11 protein-coding genes are annotated in these 17,914 nt (G+C 43.1%); 3 read left to right on the top strand and 8 right to left on the bottom strand.

Translation table 11 applies throughout. The annotated features are described in order from the left end of the window. Positions 1-3: 3 nt before the first annotated feature. Genes ACFOSV_RS13445 through ACFOSV_RS13435 form a run of 3 tightly spaced genes read right to left on the bottom strand, consistent with a single transcriptional unit; the run spans position 4 to position 2,666 of the window. Positions 4-405, bottom strand: coding sequence for a VOC family protein (locus ACFOSV_RS13445; protein ID WP_377906534.1), 402 nt, complete (start codon positions 403-405; stop codon positions 4-6). Positions 406-432: 27 nt separating this feature from the next. Next, positions 433-1,362, bottom strand: a complete 930-nt coding sequence (locus ACFOSV_RS13440; protein WP_377906533.1) for a carbon-nitrogen hydrolase family protein — start codon at positions 1,360-1,362, stop codon at positions 433-435. After that, positions 1,359-2,666: an aspartate aminotransferase family protein gene (locus ACFOSV_RS13435; RefSeq protein ID WP_377906532.1), complete on the bottom strand. Its 1,308-nt coding sequence runs from the start codon at positions 2,664-2,666 to the stop codon at positions 1,359-1,361. Before ACFOSV_RS13435 ends, ACFOSV_RS13440 begins: the two co-directional genes overlap by 4 nt. A gap of 719 nt (positions 2,667-3,385) precedes the next feature. On the opposite strand from ACFOSV_RS13435, the gene ACFOSV_RS13430 reads away from it, so the two are divergent. Then, positions 3,386-6,451 (top strand): VPS10 domain-containing protein, encoded by a 3,066-nt coding sequence (locus ACFOSV_RS13430; protein ID WP_377906531.1) that lies wholly within the window; start codon positions 3,386-3,388, stop codon positions 6,449-6,451. A 229-nt stretch (positions 6,452-6,680) separates the two neighbouring features. Here ACFOSV_RS13430 and ACFOSV_RS13425 read toward each other — a convergent pair whose 3' ends face one another. From ACFOSV_RS13425 to ACFOSV_RS13415, 3 genes are all read right to left on the bottom strand, one after another. Beyond that, positions 6,681-7,175, bottom strand: a complete 495-nt coding sequence (locus tag ACFOSV_RS13425; RefSeq protein ID WP_377906530.1) for a DUF427 domain-containing protein — start codon at positions 7,173-7,175, stop codon at positions 6,681-6,683. Positions 7,176-7,226: 51 nt separating this feature from the next. Then, complete coding sequence (locus tag ACFOSV_RS13420) at positions 7,227-8,786, bottom strand: sugar porter family MFS transporter (RefSeq protein WP_377906529.1); 1,560 nt, start codon at positions 8,784-8,786, stop codon at positions 7,227-7,229. A 66-nt stretch (positions 8,787-8,852) separates the two neighbouring features. After that, entirely contained in the window at positions 8,853-10,325 is a 1,473-nt protein-coding gene (locus ACFOSV_RS13415) for a flavin-containing monooxygenase (protein ID WP_377906528.1), read from the bottom strand. Positions 10,326-10,455: 130 nt separating this feature from the next. Here ACFOSV_RS13415 and ACFOSV_RS13410 point away from each other — a divergent pair, with 130 nt between their 5' ends. Further along, positions 10,456-12,489, top strand: coding sequence for a glutamine--tRNA ligase/YqeY domain fusion protein (locus ACFOSV_RS13410; RefSeq protein ID WP_377906527.1), 2,034 nt, complete (start codon positions 10,456-10,458; stop codon positions 12,487-12,489). Positions 12,490-12,638: 149 nt separating this feature from the next. On the opposite strand, the gene dinB is transcribed toward ACFOSV_RS13410, so the two are convergent. After that, the gene (dinB, locus tag ACFOSV_RS13405; protein ID WP_377906526.1) at positions 12,639-13,856 is read right to left on the bottom strand and encodes a DNA polymerase IV; all 1,218 of its coding nucleotides are present in this window, start codon (positions 13,854-13,856) and stop codon (positions 12,639-12,641) included. After that, positions 13,856-16,813: a DNA polymerase III subunit alpha gene (locus tag ACFOSV_RS13400; protein ID WP_377906525.1), complete on the bottom strand. Its 2,958-nt coding sequence runs from the start codon at positions 16,811-16,813 to the stop codon at positions 13,856-13,858. Before ACFOSV_RS13400 ends, dinB begins: the two co-directional genes overlap by 1 nt. Before the next feature lie 191 nt (positions 16,814-17,004). Here ACFOSV_RS13400 and ACFOSV_RS13395 point away from each other — a divergent pair, with 191 nt between their 5' ends. Next, positions 17,005-17,760: an XRE family transcriptional regulator gene (locus ACFOSV_RS13395; RefSeq protein WP_377906523.1), complete on the top strand. Its 756-nt coding sequence runs from the start codon at positions 17,005-17,007 to the stop codon at positions 17,758-17,760. Positions 17,761-17,914 lie beyond the last annotated feature (154 nt).

The following is a 17,914-nucleotide window of genomic DNA, read 5'->3' as shown; positions in this document are numbered from 1 at the left end:
GGGTTAAGAGTTAGAATGAAGGGCAAGTTTGTTTCCTTCTGAATCGATGAACAAAGCAAAGTGTCCATCATCAGGACTGATCAGGGTTTTACCCATAATTATCCTACCACCAGCTGCTTCTACTCTGCCCAAGACAGGTGCTAGATCACGGCCTGCATTGAGATAGACTAAAGTTCCTGTTTCGCTGGGAATACTCCCCTCTCCCAGTACTATAGCACCACCTATACCATTATCAGCAGGAAAAAGGGCCATAGAATAGCCGCCAGCATTCATAATTTTCATTTCGATTCCGTAGATATGATTATAAAAACTCACGGCTCGATCGAGATTGAGTGCTGGTATTTCAAACCAACTTACATAGTTCTTAATTTTTACTTTTTTCCTTCCTGTGGACGGTAATCCCATAACTTGTTTAGTCTTTTAAGTTTAAAATTATTTTAATCCTTTATAGCCCAAAGTGGGCTCGTTTTGAGAAATCTCACTTTCCTTCTTCCGAAGCTCAGTGAGCTTTTCCAATTTGGTTGGCTTAATCAATGGGCCAAGAGAGTCTAAATACGGAAGAGGTACGCCGGGCTTATAAATTCCGAAATTTCCAATATGGTCTCTGAAGCTTTTTAATGGCTGTCCCAGCCTTAAAATTCCCAGCTCCCTACTTCGTTTTACCCGTTCGATGTCTAGTTCAATAGGAATAATTTCCTCGGTACTTCCAGCTTGATAGAGTACTCTTCCGTCAGGCCCACAAACGATAGAACAGCCACTTCCACCTGTATCCAATCCATTTACATCAAACAAGAAACATTGGTTGACACTTGCCATGGCACGAGCAATAGAGAGTTCTATCTCGCGATCAATGGTACCTGTGAGGGTTGGGTGTAAAATAACCTCTGCTCCCATTACGGCCAGAGTACGGATAGTTTCGGGAAACCACATGTCGTAGCATATCGAAACTCCAAAACGACCCACATTAGGCACATCGAAGACACAGAACTCTTCTCCTGGGGTCACTCCTACTTCATAAGGATAGAAAGGGAACATTTTGCTATATCGCTTTACCACCTCGCCTTGTGGGTTGATGACCGTGGCAGTATTGTAAATCAATCCGTCTCTTTTTTCAAAAATGGAACCTGGCAATAACCAAATACCATATTTCTTTGCCATGTGCTGCATTTCCTTTTCAAATTCCCCAGGAACTTCTTGGGCTGTGTGTAGAAGCGGACCGTAACCACATAATTCACTAAAGACCACCATCTCTACCCATGGGTAAAGATTCATAGTGATGTCTAATTTCAGCTTCATCATTTCCACATTGGAATGAATTGCTGATACTTTCATTTGGACTCCCGCTATTGCGAATGGTTTCATTTTTTTATGAGGTTATAGATTACGCTTTCAATAATTTCAAGCCCTTTGTTCAATTGTTCTTCAGTGATGACCAATGGGCAAAGTATTCTAATCACATTTTTGTGAGCTCCAGCACTAAGGATAATAAGCCCCTTAACGGCGCAATCTTTTACAATTTGCTTACACAGCCCTCCGTCAGGCTGTCTTGGGTCTTTATTTTTTACAAATTCCATTGCAATCATGGCACCAAGCCCTCGTACATCACCAATCTCAGTAAATTCACTTTTCAACTGCTCGAACTTGTGAGTTATGACTTTTCCGATCTGCAGTGCTTTAGAATTCAAGTCAATATCCTTCATGTATTGAATGGTAGCCAAAGACGCAGCGCAAGAAATAGGGCTTCCAATGTAAGTGCCCCCAATAGTGCCAGGTTGTGCTGCATCCATGATTTTTGCTTTGCCAACAACGGCAGCAATTGGAAGTCCTGAACCCATGGATTTAGCATAAGTACTAAGGTCAGGCTGTACATTATAGTGCTGCCAGCTGGCCCAATGACCAGTTCTCCCAAACCCGCTTTGTACTTCATCAGCTATTAGCAAAATCCCATGTTCATCACAAAAAGATCGCAAACCTTCAAAGTATCTCTGAGGAACTAAGTTAAATCCGCCCTCACCCTGTATGGGCTCAATTATTATTGCTGCCAAACTTTTAGGATCTACAAGATTTTTTGTGCTTTCCTCAAGGCTTTTTAGCTTCCAGTCTACAAATTCATCCAATGATTTCCCTTCGTTATATCTAAAGAAGTTTGGAAAAGGAATTCGATACACCTCAGGGGCAAATGGACCACAATTGTACTTGTAATCAATTCTGCTAGTTAAGGTCATTGCCATCATGGTTCGCCCGTGATAAGCATCTGAAAACCCCAAAATTCCCTGTCTACCTGTGGCTTGCCTTGCAATCTTTATTGCATTTTCCACAGCTTCAGCCCCAGTGCTTACTAGCATAGCCTTGGTTTGGTCGCCATGTGGTAGTATCTCGCAAAGAACCTCGCACAGTTCTATATAAGGCTCATAAGTCACAACATTAAAGCTGGTATGGATGTATTTAGCCGCTTGCTCCTGAATGGCTTTGACGACAGGTTCAGGACAGTGTCCTGCATTGACCACACCTATACCGCCAGCAAAGTCCAGCAGTTCGTTCCCATCTTCATCAATAATAATCGCACCCTTGGCTTCTCGAACGGTGGCGGTATTGTAAACGCCAACACCGTTGGCAACTGATTTTTTTCTCCTTTCTAGTAATTCTAGGGAACTTGTTTTTTCCATATAAAGTGTTTAATGTTTTCACTATTTAATCATCATGACCATTGGGCCTAAGTTATTTTACTGAATGCTTTTCAGGGAAAGTACCTTGATTCTTCTTTTGAGAGTGAACAAAACAAATGGGTCAAAAGAAGCTACTGACTATTACATGCTTAAAAAATGGACTTGAGTAAGCTAAACTCAATGGAATAAGTCCATGGAATAAGGTGGTAATTGATGTAAGATGGGATAATGTTCTTTATTCGAATCCACTCTGGCTAAAGAAATAGCTTAGAGGAATAAGAGTATTAGCCTAGGGTAACGAATTGAAACTTTCTAAAACATCGCTTTTTTCAATATACATAAATATCTTGGTGATTAAGCCCCTATCTTCATCTAATTGGACAATCCGAGGTATTTAATTATCAATTTTAATACATTCTTCATTTTGGTTCAAAGTCCTAGCTGCGGTATTCTGCAAAACTATTCTTTGAACTTTCATTTATGTTCCAAATTAAATCTTGAAAAAGAAAAGTCTTGTAAAATAAACCTATAACGCAGGTATCGGTAAAACAGGGCTTTACAACTAGGAGATAAGAAATGAGAAAAAAGTTTTGGGCACTAAAAACTCTTAGCTTTAAACATGTTGAAGGATAAACCCAAGCGAATAAGATTTTGAGTTTTATCTGTCTTGTCAACTTGTTGAGATTTCGTACTTTGAATGACCAACCTTATCCCTAGTTATGAAAATTCAAACTATTTCCCTGAGAGGGCTCTTTATGGTCCTTCCTTTACTCTTTTCTTCCGAATCAATTTTTGCCCAGCAGCAAGCACCACCGGTAGATCCTACTTTTTATGAAAGCTACAGTTGGAGGAATATCGGACCAAATCGAGGAGGTCGATCTCTTGGTTCCACAGGAAGTCCAGGCCGTCCAAATGAATATTATTTTGGAGCTACAGGAGGTGGACTTTGGAAGACTGTGGATGGGGGAAATGAATGGTTTCCGGTGACAGATGGACAAATTTCTTCTTCTAGTATTGGTGCAGTTGCAGTAGCTGAGACCAATCCTGATATCGTCTACATTGGTGGTGGTGAAACCCAGCTACGTGGAAGTATTACTCAAGGAGATGGAGTCTATAAATCAAGCGATGGAGGAAAAACATGGCGGAATTTGGGGTTGGAAGAAACCCAGGCTATTTCTAGAATACGAGTTCATCCTACCAATCCAAACATTGTCTATGTGGCGGCTTTAGGACATCCTTATGGTGAAAATGAGGAGCGTGGAGTATTCCGCTCAAAAGATGGAGGAAATACTTGGGAAAAGGTACTTTATGTCAGTGATAAGGCAGGTGCAGCCGACTTAATCATAGATCGGACCAATCCAAACGTGCTGTATGCGTCTACTTGGCAAGTTTATAGAAAAGCCTGGAAAATGTGGGGAGGAGGTCCAGACAGTAAGCTTTTTAAATCATTGGACGGTGGCGACACTTGGATTGATTTGACTGAAAACCCAGGTATGCCTGAAGGCCCAATTGGTAAAATAGGAATCACTGTCTCCCCTGCGGACCCTAATCGTCTTTGGGCGATTGTTGAGGCAAATGAAGGTGGTGTATTTCGCTCTGATGATGCTGGTTGGACTTGGGAAAAAGTGAATGAAGAAAGAAAACTTAGACAACGAGCATTCTACTACTCCAGAATTTATGCAGATCCACTAGATAAGGAAACGGTCTATTGTCTTAATGTAGATTTTTGGAAATCTACGGATGGTGGAAAAACCTTCGATGTAGAAATTGAAGTGCCCCATGGAGATAATCATGACTTGTGGATCGACCCCAATGATCCCATGAGAATGATAAGCTCTAATGATGGAGGCGGTGTAGTCAGCATCAATGGTGGGAAGACTTGGACAGAAGAGGATTATCCCACAACTCAGTTTTATCATGTAATGACAACTTCAGATGTTCCTTACCATGTAGCTGGTGCTCAGCAAGATAATAGTACTCTTGCAATGCCATCGGATGGCTGGGACCACATGATGGGAAGAGGTCCTGGTCATGGCTGGCACTATGCTGTGGGAGGAGGAGAAAGTGGATGGATCACCCAGAGCCCCACGGATCCTGATGTATTTTATGCGGGCAGTCAGGGGGCTTTACTGACTCGATATAATCGGAAAACGGGTCAGATTCGAGATATTCAAGTTTACCCGAGATTCTTCTCTGGAGAACCTGCCTCCGCCCTTCCTGAGCGTTGGCAATGGACTTTCCCAATCATGTTTTCTCCTTTGGATCCGTCCATCATGTATACCACTTCACAGCATGTCTGGAAGACAACGAATGACGGACAAACTTGGGAAAAGATTAGTCCAGATTTGACTTATGCTGATCCTGAAACCTTGGGAGAAACCGGAGGAATCATAACCAAGGACATGAATGGTCCAGAGATCTATGCAACCGTTTTTGCACTTGCGCCTTCCGTGCATGATGTAAATACCATTTGGGCCGGTTCAGATGATGGCAAAGTTCATATCACCAGAGATGGGGGGAAAAAATGGGTTGATATTACACCAAAAGATCTTCCTAAGTTCTCTCGAATTAGCATCATCGATGAGGGTAAATTCAATCCTGGAACGCTTTATTTAGCAGCAAATAGATATCAAGTAGACGATCGTCAGCCTTATGTTTTCAAGACGACGGATTATGGTAAAAGCTGGACAAAGATCATTTCAGGAATTCAAGATGGCCATTTTGCGCGAGCCATTCGAGAAGACTTGGTTAAGCCTGGTTTGTTGTATTTGGCGACTGAACATGGGGTATATATTTCTTTTAATGATGGAGCTCAATGGCAATCCCTTCAATTGAACTTACCTGATACTCCGGTTCGAGATTTGGTTTTGAAAAATGATGATGTGGTGCTAGGGTCTCATGGCAGAGGCTTTTGGATCTTGGATGATATTCGTCCGCTAAGGGAGGCTGCCACAGTTAGCAAGCAAAACGAGGTGACTCTTTTCAAGCCAGCAAACCCAATAAGAGGGATTTATAATGCAGCGATTCAATATTACTTACCCGAGGAAGCAGAATCACTCACCATTGAGTTATTGGATTCAAATGGTGAATTGATTACCTCCTACACAGGTAAGAAGGGAGAAACAGGTAGAAGAAGTATCCCGCCCGTAAATGCTGGCTTAAACACTTTCAATTGGGACATGCGCTATCCTGGAGCTACTGTCTTTGATGGCATGATTATTTGGTCTGCGCGTCCTCAGCGTGGCCCATTGGCACCTTTAGGCGAATATCAGGTTCGGTTAAAAACTGGTGGAGTTGAGAAGACTACCAATTTTGAACTCGAGATGGATCCCAACCTTGAAGGAATCACTGCTGAAGATCTTCAAAAGCAATTTGATTTAGCGATTCAAATACGAGACAAAGTTTCTGAAGCAAACGAAGCTGTAATTCAAATTCGGGCCATCCGTACTCAGGCTGAAAAAATGAACTTGGAAGAAAGTAGCTCAGAAGCAAAGAAACTTGATGAACTCCTAGACAAAATGGCTGTCATTGAAATGGATCTTTATCAAGTCCAAAATCAAAGTCCACAGGATCCATTGAACTTTCCAATTAAGCTAAACAATAGGCTTGCCTCATTACAGCGAAGTGTCGAGAATGGACAAGCGAGGCCTACGGATGCTGCCTATGTGGTGTTTGAGGAGCTTTCAAATGAATTAAAGGGACATATGGCAAAGCTAAATCAGTTGATTTCAAATGATTTAAAAGAATTAAATGCACAACTAACTAACCCTATTATTGTTGAATAGCTGATATAGGCTTTTGGATACGCCGATTGGGAATGACTCTCTAAGGGAGAGAAGTTCTTTGGTGAAAATGAAACTTGGAAAGTATTGGACATCCTTTTTGGGTGTCCACATACTGAATTTAGATGAGAATAATTCTATGTCAATGGCTTTAGAATCTATCCAATTTGAGCTTGAATCTGAATCTAAATATCTACCATCGCTTAGCTATTATATTAAGTCTTAAATCTTTTCACCAACCCCATGTTCCTGGCGCGCCTTTGAATGGTCCCACAATGTCCTGCGTAATCCAACCTCCATAAAAATCACCTTCTTGAGCTTGTACTTTTTCATCATTTACATAACAGACGTCCATATGATGGGCGTAGACTGAGATGGTGTTCTTAAGTTGTGGATAGGATTTATTTGGATTTAAGTAACCCCAGGCAGCTTTAGTGACTTTCTTATCCCCTACTCGAATATCATAATAATTAGCCACACCTTTCCATTCGCAAAATGAAGTGCCTTCCGCAGGAATCAAAACACCCGCTTTCATTGCCTCGATTGGGAAATAGTAGGTTGGCGGATGGCTAGTTTCCAACATTCGAAAGGACATATTGGTGTCTAATATGATTTCACCATTAAAAACCATTCGAAGATGCTTGCTACATGCTTCCAGTCTTGGCGGTCTCGGATAGTCCCAAACGGATTCTTGGCCAGGTTTGGGTTTGATGGGCTTAATTGACATACCCATGCAACAAGCTTGCTTGTGGTTTGTTATCTACAGGTTTCTAGCGAATTACTTGGAAGCCAGCAGGTCTTCCAATTCTTCCAGTGATTTCCCTTTAGTTTCAGGTACTTTCCTAATAATGAAAATAAGCCCTAAGAATGCGAAAACCCCGTAAATCATAAAAGTGGTGGTGCTTCCAAAAACCTCTAGTTGCACGGGAAAAGCTAATTGTACAAGGAAGCTAACCGCTGAATTAATTAATCCCACAAAGGAGATTGCGATCCCTCGAATCCAATTAGGAAATAGCTCGCTAAAGAGCACCCACATCACTGGACCAATAGAAATAGCGAATGATGCAACAAAACCAAGAATCCCAGCCAAAATTAAAGTTGGATTCATTTTAATTGATGCTGTGATTAATGCAGATTCATATTCTGTCGCTTTTTCCTCTCCAATAGCTTCTGCAATTGCCCTTTTAAAGCTGACATCATCTTCAAAAGTTACCTCATACATCGCCTTTAACTTTACCTGATTTTCTGCGTCTACTATGGATATTGCCTTTTCTTCAGGTAGCGTATAGGTCGCTGAGCTAAAGCCATAAGCAAGGGTAAACATACAAATGACTATTCCTGCCACACCAAAAGTCAGCAAGGGCTTGCGTCCCAATTTGTCAATAAAAAGGATGGCTAAAACGGTAAAACCTAGATTGACAAGACCGACCAAAATAGCTTGAACAAAAGATGCGTCCGTTCCTATTCCAGACTGCTCAAAAATCATGGGAGCATAGAAAAACACGGAATTAATACCTGTGATTTGCTGAAGGATAGCGACAACGATTCCAATGGTGATAACTAGCTTCAATGAAGGATCCATCAATTCTGCAAAAGATTGTTTTTTTCTCGACTTTTCGGATTCAATACTTTTCCGAATTGCAGTAACATCCTTAACCACTTGCTCTTGAGAGGTGAATTGTACCATGATTTTCATAGCTTGTTCTAATTCTCCTTGCATAATCAGCCACCTTGGACTTCTGGGAACAAAAAATAAACCTAAAAAGTAGAGTACCGCAGGAAGTGTTTCTAAACCTAGCATCCATCTCCACTGATACTCATCTAGACCCAAGTTTATGGCCCAAGAGGCTCCAGACGCCCCATACTTTAGGATAAGGTAATTGGTGAAAAATGCTAAAGAAATACCGATTACGATATTCAATTGATTGAATGAAACCATTCGGCCACGTAAATTCGGAGGGGCGATTTCTGCAATATACATAGGAGCCAAAATCAAAGAAGCCCCCACTCCAAATCCACCGATCATTCTGGCGACGACTAAAAACCAAAAGGTGGGCGCAAGTGCTGATGCGATCGCCGAAACTGCATATAAAACTGCCGCATATCTCAAAACTAGTCTTCGACCATATTTATCACTGAGGGGACCAGCCATCAGCATCGCCGCTGTCGCAGTCAAGGTCAGCGAACTTACTGACCAGCCTAATTCTAGCTTGGTAAGATTAAACTCCGGTTCAATAAATTTCACCACTCCGGAAATAACTGAGGCATCAAAACCCATTAGTAAGCCTCCCAAGGCTACAATAAGTGCAATTAAAGTTGTATAATTTGACTTATTCATGGCTTTTTAGATTTTGCGTTTTCTCAATTTGAACTTTTCCAAGAACGGAAAATATGAAAAATTCCTTTAGCCCCTCTTGGTAAAATGTAATACCTCATCATTTACTCCACCAAATCGAGTAGCTAGCATATCCATCAGATAGTTTTGATAGACGCGCCAAGGACGTTTTGAACCCTGCTTTGGGAGGTCCTTTTCGGCCCGGGTTATATATCCAGAACTAAGGTTTAGAAAATTTTCTTCACTCTCGAGATGCTTGGGCTTCGGGGTCACCACTTCGAGCTCATTTTGATCCATATAATTCAAAAGTTTGCAAAGGTAGTTTGCTGTGAGATCTACCTTCAAAGTCCAAGACGCATTGGTATAACCAAAACAATAAACAAAGTTAGGTAAATTACTTACCATCATACCTTTATAAATGTATGATTCACTGATTTTTGCCAGCTGATTATTCACCGATATCTTTGCGCCTCCGAGCAATTGAATCTTAAGACCAGTGGCCATCACAATAAGATCTGCTTCGACGAATTCACCATCTTTCATATGTATCCCCTTTTCAGAAAAATGTGAAATAGTCCCTGTGACTACGCTTGCCTGACCTGAGTTGATACTGGTGAAAAAGTCCCCATCAGGAACCACACATAGCCGCTGTTCCCATGGATTATAACTTGGATTAAAGTGCTTTTCAACTGGATATCCTTTAGGAAGTTGCTTAGCTGCGCCCTTCATGATCAAGTTCTTCATGAACTTTGGAAAGGCCTTCGAAATCCCAAAAGAGGCCATTGATAGTAGAATATTTGTACTTCGGGTTAATCGGTAAGCCCAACTGTTTGGCAAGATTTTACTGAGAAAAGCAAATTGCCCATTGCGATTGGGGAGATTCATCACATAGGTGGGCGATCGCTGTATCATTGTCACTTGTGCAGCCCCTTGATTAGCAAGACTAGGCACAAGGGATATGGCTGTGGCACCACTTCCTATAACGGCTATTTTCTGATTAGAAAAGTCTAGATCTTTAGGCCAAAATTGAGGCAAAATGATCTTTCCTTGAAAATCCCCTTCTCCTTCAAATTCGGGACGATAAGCCTCCTGATAATTGTAATATCCTGTGCAGATGCTCAAAAATCGGCTTTTAAGTACTTTGATTCCTTCGGCTGATTTCACCTCCAAGCTCCAGCATTTTTCTTCATCCGACCAGTTGGCGCTTAGCATTTTATGATTGAAAGAAATCAATCGGTCTAACTTGTTTTCGTCGACTGTTTGCTTCAAATAATTTAGAATCTTATCCCCACTGGAAAGCGATTGAGGGTCGTTCCATGGCTTAAATCGATATCCGAAAGTAAACATGTCCGAATCAGATCGAATGCCAGGATATTTGAATAGAGACCAGGTCCCGCCTATTGAATCTCGGGCTTCAAGAATGAGTACATCTTTCTGGGGACACTTTTCCTTTAGCCAATATGCTGTTCCGATGCCGGAAATACCTGCTCCCACGATGATTACATCCCTTATTTCAGATCCCTGCATTGGCGCTTTATTCATGTGATTAAAATAGGAAAAATTAAGCGGGAAATAGGAGTTCGAAATCTCAATAATGACTTTAGATCGAATTCCTGACTTAAAAGACCATTATTCTCAATTTTGCCTTAATTTTGATTTTCAAATTTCCATCATGAAAGAAGCATCAGAGTCTCTGAATTTCTTAGAGCAAATTATAGAAGAAGATTTGGCCGCAGGTCTACCCAAAGAAAAACTACGATTTCGTTTTCCTCCGGAGCCAAACGGATATCTGCATATTGGTCATGCAGCATCGATCTGTTTGAATTTTGGACTGGGTGAAAAATATAAGGCTCCGGTAAATCTTCGATTTGACGATACTAATCCGGCTAAAGAGGAGCAGGAATACGTAGATGCCATCAAACACGATATTTCTTGGCTCGGCTTTCAGTGGGCTGAAGAATGCTATTCTTCGGATTATTTTCAGCAACTCTACGACTGGGCTGTGCAATTGATCAAGAATGATAAAGCCTATGTGGATGGGCAATCTGCAGCTGCTATGGCTGAGCAAAAGGGAACACCAACTACTCCAGGGGTTGCCAGTCCGCATCGAGATCAGTCTGTAGAGATGAATCTGGACCTTTTTGAGCGGATGAAAAATGGGGAGTTTGAGCCAGGAAAGTATGTCCTGCGGGCAAAAATCGATATGGCCTCCTCCAACATGCTGATGCGTGATCCGATTTTATATCGAATCTTAAACAAAGCACATCACCGAACAGGTAATGATTGGTGTATTTATCCCATGTATGACTGGGCGCATGGTGAGTCAGACTACATCGAGCAAGTTTCCCATTCTTTGTGTACGCTTGAATTTAAAATGCACAGGGAGTTGTACGATTGGTTTTTAGATCAAATCTATGACCCTTCCCTTCTACGTCCAAAGCAACGTGAGTTTGCTCGGAGAAATATGAGCTATACTGTCATGAGTAAGCGTAAGCTACTTCAGCTGGTTCAGGATAAGGTAGTTTCCGGATGGAATGATCCTAGAATGCCAACCATCTCGGGCTTAAGAAGAAGAGGATATACACCAGAGTCCATTCGAAAATTCTCAGAAGTGTCAGGGATATCCAAAAGAGATTCAGTCACTGACGTTTCCTTACTTGAGTTCTGTATTCGTGAAGATTTGAATAAAACAGCTACTCGAGTCATGGGTGTGCTGGATCCGGTAAAGTTGGTTATTAGCAACTATCCTGCGGATAAAGTGGAAATGCTTGCCATGGAAAATAATCCTGAGGACCCAAATTCAGGGACACATGAGGTGCCATTTTCTAGGGAATTGTATATTGAGCGAGAGGATTTCAAAGAAGAGGCTGGAAATAAGTTCTTCAGATTGACTTTGGGAAATGAAGTACGACTTAAAAGTGCCTACATCATCAAAGGTGAATCCATGGTGAAAGATGCCTCGGGAAAAATTACAGAAATCCATTGTACCGCGGAATTAGATTCCAGATCCGGTAGCGGTACTGAAGCAAGTCAGCGAAGAGTGAAAGGAACGCTTCATTGGGTGTCCATTGCGCATGCGATAAAGGCAGAAGTACGAGAGTATGACCGATTGTTTTTGGAAGAAGCACCTGATGCCCATGAGGACAAGGATTTTATGGAGTTTATCAATCCAAATTCCCTTCGTGTGATCAAAGAAGCGTATTTGGAGCCATTTTTGGCAGGTGCTACTTTGGATGATAAGTTTCAGTTTCAGCGCTTGGGTTACTTCACCCTAGATACCGATTCGACTTCGGATCATTTGGTATTTAATAAAACTGTTGGCTTGAGAGACTCTTGGGCAAAGCAAGCGCCTAAGCCTGTAGAACCGCAAAATCAGCAGAAGAATACGAATCAAAATCAAGGGCAAAGAAGTGCTTTGAACGAGATTCAAAAGATCGCAAAGAAGTATACCAATCTATCGGGAGATAAGCTTGCAGCTGCTCGAGCGGATATCGCTAAGCTAGCGGAAGAGGTGAGTTATGAAGAATTAGAACCTCTTTTCAATACGGCGGCTAAGAAGGTAGGAACACGGATTGGAGTGACCATAGCTTTGGGTGTTTTGCTAGGCAAAGGACAAGAGCGGAATGCAGAGATTAATGCTTTTCTTCAGGCCGGTGCCGATGATTCGAATGAGCTTCTAAGTAGCGAAGCGAAAGCGATTCTTTAAGAATTACGACTATCAGATAGAGACGGAGCCTTTTTTGAAAATTGGCTCCTTTTTTTATTAGCATCCTGCAAAGTCGCAAAGGCCGTGAACAAGTACTCCCAATATCAGTCATTCTTTCTTCCTTCTTACTTTACCTTTCTGACTTCACTTTATTCTCTTCGATTCGCCAATAGCGGCGGTGCTTCTCCGCTGAATGGATTAAAACGACCAATGGTTTTGGCGCCGAAACCAGACGCCCGTAAAACAGCTCGATCACCAAATTTATCCCGCAGATAATCCATGGCATTGTAGAGTTGGATGAGCTCAGGTCTATCTTCGAAAAGGTTGATTTGATGTCCACCCTCAACGAGATGGCTGAAGCGAACGCCCACCATTCGTACCAGTAGGCGACGATTGTAGAGTTTGTCATACAGATCCATCACCACAGGCAAAAGGAGGTGATCCGAAGCGCTGTAGGGCACTTTCCGCTGTTGAGTATAGGTAGTGAAATCCGAATAGCGAATTTTTACCGTGACGCAAGCCGTCAGTTTATTTCCCCGCCGAAGTTGGAAAATCAGGTTTTCCGCCATGGCGGTGATGATACTTTTTAGCCTGACCACGTCTGTGGTATCTTGGTCAAAGCTCCGTTCTGTGGAGATGGACTTTCGCTCTTGATAGGCGATCACTGGAGAAAGATCTATACCATTGGCTTTTTTCCAGATCCCCACGCCATTTTTCCCAAAAACCTTTTCCATCACCTTTACGGGCATTTGCTGCACATTCTGGATCCGCTTCATTCCAAAGTCGCAGAGCGACTGATAGGTTTTATTGCCCACCATGGGGATTTTGCGTACAGAAAGCGGAGAGAGAAACCCCTTTTCCATTCCCCGCTCTATCTGAATTTTATTGTTTGGCTTGGCTTCTCCTGTAGCAATTTTGGATACGGTTTTATTGATCGATAGGCCAAAAGAAATCGGCAAACCAGTCTCTTTGATGATGCGATCCCGCAATTCGGATACCAGCTTATAGCAGCCAAAAAAGCGATCCATTCCTGTGAGATCGATGTAAAATTCGTCCACGGAGGACTTCTCATAGAGCGGCACAGACTCTTTGATGATGTCAGTGACCATATTGGAATAGTTGGTATAGATTCCGCTATTTCCTCTCAGGACCACCGCTTCCGGACAAAGCTGCTTGGCCAGCTTCATAGGCATGGCCGAGTGCACCCCAAAACGTCTGGCTTCGTAGCTGCAGGCCGCCACCACTCCTCTGTCGCTAGTTCCTCCGACCAGCACAGGCTTCCCCACTAACCGACTGTCTATCAGCCGTTCACAGGACACGAAAAACGTGTCCAAGTCCATGTGTGCTATTGATCTCTTATCTTCCATCACGCTGCATATCTAGGGTCTTCGATGATTGGTAGACGGGTCATCGCCGTCACTTCTATACTGATACATTCAAATTCTTCCATCACCTTTCCGGTGATTTTGTACACTCCAGGGCCGGAAAAGGGATATCGCTCTGCCACCGGCGGAAAGTGTACGGTGTCTAAAAAATCTCCCCGCGCATCCAAAAAGGTCCCAAAGTACATTCGCTTGCCACTGGAGGTGCCGGTATTTTTGATCGTAACCAGATAGCCGTCTATGGTCACGATTTTCCCGATCATATTCGACAGATCATCTGCCAAAAGCAGGCTAGGTTCATGGTCTTTGATCAGGTCAAAGGGCGACTCCAGCGTAAACCCCAGATGTTCTAGCTGATCAAAAGCCTGCTCACTATCCGTCGTGGGCAATGGTGGCAAGTCAAAATCCATCCCGGGAGTTTTGAATAGCAAGGGCATATGCTCCTCGAAAGATACTCCGTTGATTTTCATATGTGCCTCCCAAAGCAGGCTACGCTTGTCCTTTCCCATACTTCGGAGTCCATCTATTTTGATCAGGATGATCAGCTGATCCAAGGTTACCGACACCCGATCAATCAAATCGTCTAGAGATTCGAAAGGGCCGTTTTTGGTGCGTTCACGGATGATTTTCTGGGCAAAATTACTTTCTAGAGACTGTATAGTGTGAAAGCCCAAGTAGATATCCTTTCCTCGGATCACCGTTTCCAGCCAACTACGATTTACACAGGGCGCATGGATAATCCCTCCATTCATTCGGGCTTCGTGCACGTAGAGTTCTCGGCTGTAAAATCCTCCCCCATTATTGATCGTGGCTACCATGTACTCCAGTGGGTAATAAGCTTTCAAAAAGAGGCTCTGATAGCTCTCCACGGCATAGGATGCTGAGTGACCTTTGGCAAAGGCATAGCCGGCAAAGCTCTCCGTCTGTCTCCAGATTTCAGCTGTTAGTTCGTCTGAATAGCCTTTTTCCTTGCAATTGGAAAAAAACTTCTCCTTTACCTTGGTGAACTCTTCTTTGGATCGAAATTTTCCAGACATGCCGCGTCTGAGCATATCCGCCTCACCCAGGTCCAAGCCGGCAAAGAAATGCGCTACTTTAATCACATCCTCCTGATAGACCATCACCCCAAAAGTCTCCGGCATGATGTCCAGCATCACCGGATGGGCGTCTTGTCTCCGTTCAGGTTTGCGATAGCGAAGAATATACTCCCGCATCATACCCGACTTGGCCACTCCGGGGCGGATGATGGAGCTCGCTGCCACCAAGCCCAAGTAATGATCTACTCGGAGCTTCTTGAGTAACATGCGCATGGCAGGCGACTCTACATAGAAGCAGCCTATGGCTTTGGCATTTCGCAGAATGTCTTTGATCCGCTCGTCTTCTTTGAATCTGCGAAAGTCATTGATATCCAGTTTCACCCCTTGATTTTTCTCGACGATGTTTACCGCATCCCGGATTTTACCCAGGCCACGTTGGCTGAGTATGTCAAACTTATACAGTCCCAAATCCTCCGCCACCACCATATCGATTTGTGCGGTGGGAAAGCCTTTTGGAGGCAAAAAAGTAGCGCAATAACTCTGAATGGGCTTTTCGGAGATGATGATCCCTCCGGCATGTATGCCCAAATAATTGGGAAAATCCTGCAAATAGCTAGCATAGCGAATCACCAGCTGCGAAAGCTTATCCAGACTGTGATAATCAAATTTTCCCTTGGCACGGGTTAGTACGTCGATTTCGTGCTTGGGTAGTCCCATGACCTTACCGAGCTCGCGAATAGCAGCTCTGTACTGAAAGGTATTGTACACGGCCACCAGCGCAGTGTGTGGAAAGCGATCAAAGATGTACTCGATCACATCGTCCCGATCTGTCCAGGAAAAATCAATATCAAAATCCGGCGGATTCTTGCGATAGAGATTGATAAATCGCTCAAAGTAAAGATCCAGCTCCACAGGATCTACATTGGTGATCTTGAGCAGGTATGCAATGATACTATTGGCTCCGCTGCCTCTACCCACATAGTAGTATCCTTTGCTGCGGGCATACTTTAGAATCTTCCAGTTGATAAGAAAGTAGGATACAAAGCCCTTTTGACGGATAATTTCCAGTTCTTGTTCGATTCTCCGGTACACCTTGTCCGTGGCTTCGGGATAGCGGTATGGAATGCCATCGTAGCTCAGTTTGCGCAGTAGACGGAAATCCAGATTCTCGTTTTCGGAATAGCAGCGCTGATTTTTGGGCACCGAGCCATCGATATCCAGTTCTATTTGGCAGCTTTCCAGCAAAAGCTCTGTATTCTGAAGAATTTCTGGAAAGTCCCGGAACTTCTCCTCTAGTTCCTTTAAGCTTAGCATCTGATGCCACTCCTCCCCTTGCTCGTCTTTGGGTAGCTTGCTAAGCAGCATATTTTTATCGATGGAGCGGAGTAGTCGGTGCATATTGAAGCTTACCTTGCCCGAGAAGGTAACCGGATGCAGGACAACAAAGCGATGAATTTGGGCTTTTAGCGGAGAAAATCGAAGTTGATTGAGTTCGAGGTGGGTAATTCCGATCAACTCATTTTCGCCAAGTGTCCAGCCTTTTTGGAGTATTTTTTTGAAAGGATAAATAATGAAAGTATCCGGGAATTTGGGTGCTTTTGCCGGAATCACAGGCTCACTTTTCATGAGTAGCCGAGACAGGAAATGATTGATTTGGGCGAAGCCTTCAGCACTTTGAGCCAGCAAAATAAACTCCTGAGTCGCGCTATTTCGGAAGTCCACTCCCAGCACAGGTTTAATGTCATACTTTGGCGCAAGCCGTAGAAAATCCATACAGGCACTCGTATTGTTGATGTCCGTTAAAGTCATCGTTTTCAGTTTCTTTTGCTTTGCTGTCTCTAGTAATTGTTCTGTAGAAAAGACACCGTACCGAAGACTGAAATAAGAGTGTGTATTGAGGTACATAATTGACTTGTTTTGATGTTGGGTGCCCGGTGTTTGAAGACGGATGACCGAAGACCGAAGCGGCTTGCAGTCGACGGTCCACGGACGATAGTTTCCAGTCGCAGTCGCAGTTTGCAGTCCACGGACAACCGATAACCGACATTTCAAAATTAGCTACATAATCAATCACTAATTGCTTATATTTGTAGCAAATGCGACGAATAGCGACAAACATCAGTTTTTTACGAAAAAAGAAAGGGCTTACTCAGGAGCAGCTAGCGGAGGAATTGGGCATCACTCGATCAAGAATAGGCTCCTATGAAGAAGGCCGATCTGAGCCATCGATTGATATCTTGATCCTGATATCCGGGTATTTTCAATTGCCAATCGACGCCTTGGTGCGACATGACCTCTCCCTGTCTAAAAACAAGTCCTTTATAGACATAGGCAGTCAGCGGGTGCTTTTCCCCATCATCATGGATGGAGAAGAAAAGGATCTGATTGAGGTAATATCCGCAAAGGCCTCTGCGGGCTACCTCAATGGCTACTCTGATCCCGAGTTTATCGAACAACTCGAAAAAATTCGTCTTCCCTTTTTGCCTTCTGGCAAGCATAGAGCCTTTCCAATCAAGGGAGACTCCATGCTCCCGCTAAAGGATGGGTCCTTTGTGATTGCTCGCTTTCTGGAGAGTATACAGGAACTCCATGAGGGTAAGACCTATGTGCTGCTCACTGCGCAGGAAGGCATCGTGTATAAGCGGGTGTATCGAAAAGACGCGGAAAGCCTCCTACTGCACTCCGATAATAAGGACTACGCGCCCTATACCGTCAAACTGGAGGAAGTACTTGAGCTCTGGGAGTTTAGCTGCAGCATCAATATGAGTGATTTTGAAGAAAAAGAGCTGAAGATCAGCCACATGCTCAAAGTACTCAAGGAAATGCAAGAGGAGCTGGAGAATCTTTCATAGCTAAAGTCTTTAAAGATTTTCATCCCCAAAAGCTTCCTTATTACCTAGGAGTCCCATGCATTCAAAAAAGATGAAAAAATCTGTTTATTCAGGATAAAATTACTATTTTTAATTTAAAACAGTTATAATATTTGGTAAATACTGAATATTCGCT

Origin of the sequence: Algoriphagus namhaensis, assembly GCF_042649705.1 — a bacterium.
Taxonomy (GTDB): domain Bacteria; phylum Bacteroidota; class Bacteroidia; order Cytophagales; family Cyclobacteriaceae; genus Algoriphagus; species Algoriphagus namhaensis.
Note: the sequence above shows the minus strand (reverse complement) of the source record. Positions and strands in the feature narration are given on the sequence as shown.

Excerpts from the sequence above, each read along its gene's own strand:
- ACFOSV_RS13415 (WP_377906528.1), bottom strand. The coding sequence starts at position 10,325 with ATGAATAAAGCGCCAATGCAGGGATCTGAAATAAGGGATGTAATCATC.
- ACFOSV_RS13400 (WP_377906525.1), bottom strand. The coding sequence starts at position 16,813 with ATGTACCTCAATACACACTCTTATTTCAGTCTTCGGTACGGTGTCTTT.
- ACFOSV_RS13445 (WP_377906534.1), bottom strand. The coding sequence starts at position 405 with ATGGGATTACCGTCCACAGGAAGGAAAAAAGTAAAAATTAAGAACTAT.
- ACFOSV_RS13430 (WP_377906531.1), top strand. The coding sequence starts at position 3,386 with ATGAAAATTCAAACTATTTCCCTGAGAGGGCTCTTTATGGTCCTTCCT.
- dinB (WP_377906526.1), bottom strand. The coding sequence starts at position 13,856 with ATGGAAGATAAGAGATCAATAGCACACATGGACTTGGACACGTTTTTC.
- ACFOSV_RS13420 (WP_377906529.1), bottom strand. The coding sequence starts at position 8,786 with ATGAATAAGTCAAATTATACAACTTTAATTGCACTTATTGTAGCCTTG.
- ACFOSV_RS13435 (WP_377906532.1), bottom strand. The coding sequence starts at position 2,666 with ATGGAAAAAACAAGTTCCCTAGAATTACTAGAAAGGAGAAAAAAATCA.
- ACFOSV_RS13425 (WP_377906530.1), bottom strand. The coding sequence starts at position 7,175 with ATGTCAATTAAGCCCATCAAACCCAAACCTGGCCAAGAATCCGTTTGG.
- ACFOSV_RS13410 (WP_377906527.1), top strand. The coding sequence starts at position 10,456 with ATGAAAGAAGCATCAGAGTCTCTGAATTTCTTAGAGCAAATTATAGAA.
- ACFOSV_RS13440 (WP_377906533.1), bottom strand. The coding sequence starts at position 1,362 with ATGAAACCATTCGCAATAGCGGGAGTCCAAATGAAAGTATCAGCAATT.
- ACFOSV_RS13395 (WP_377906523.1), top strand. The coding sequence starts at position 17,005 with ATGCGACGAATAGCGACAAACATCAGTTTTTTACGAAAAAAGAAAGGG.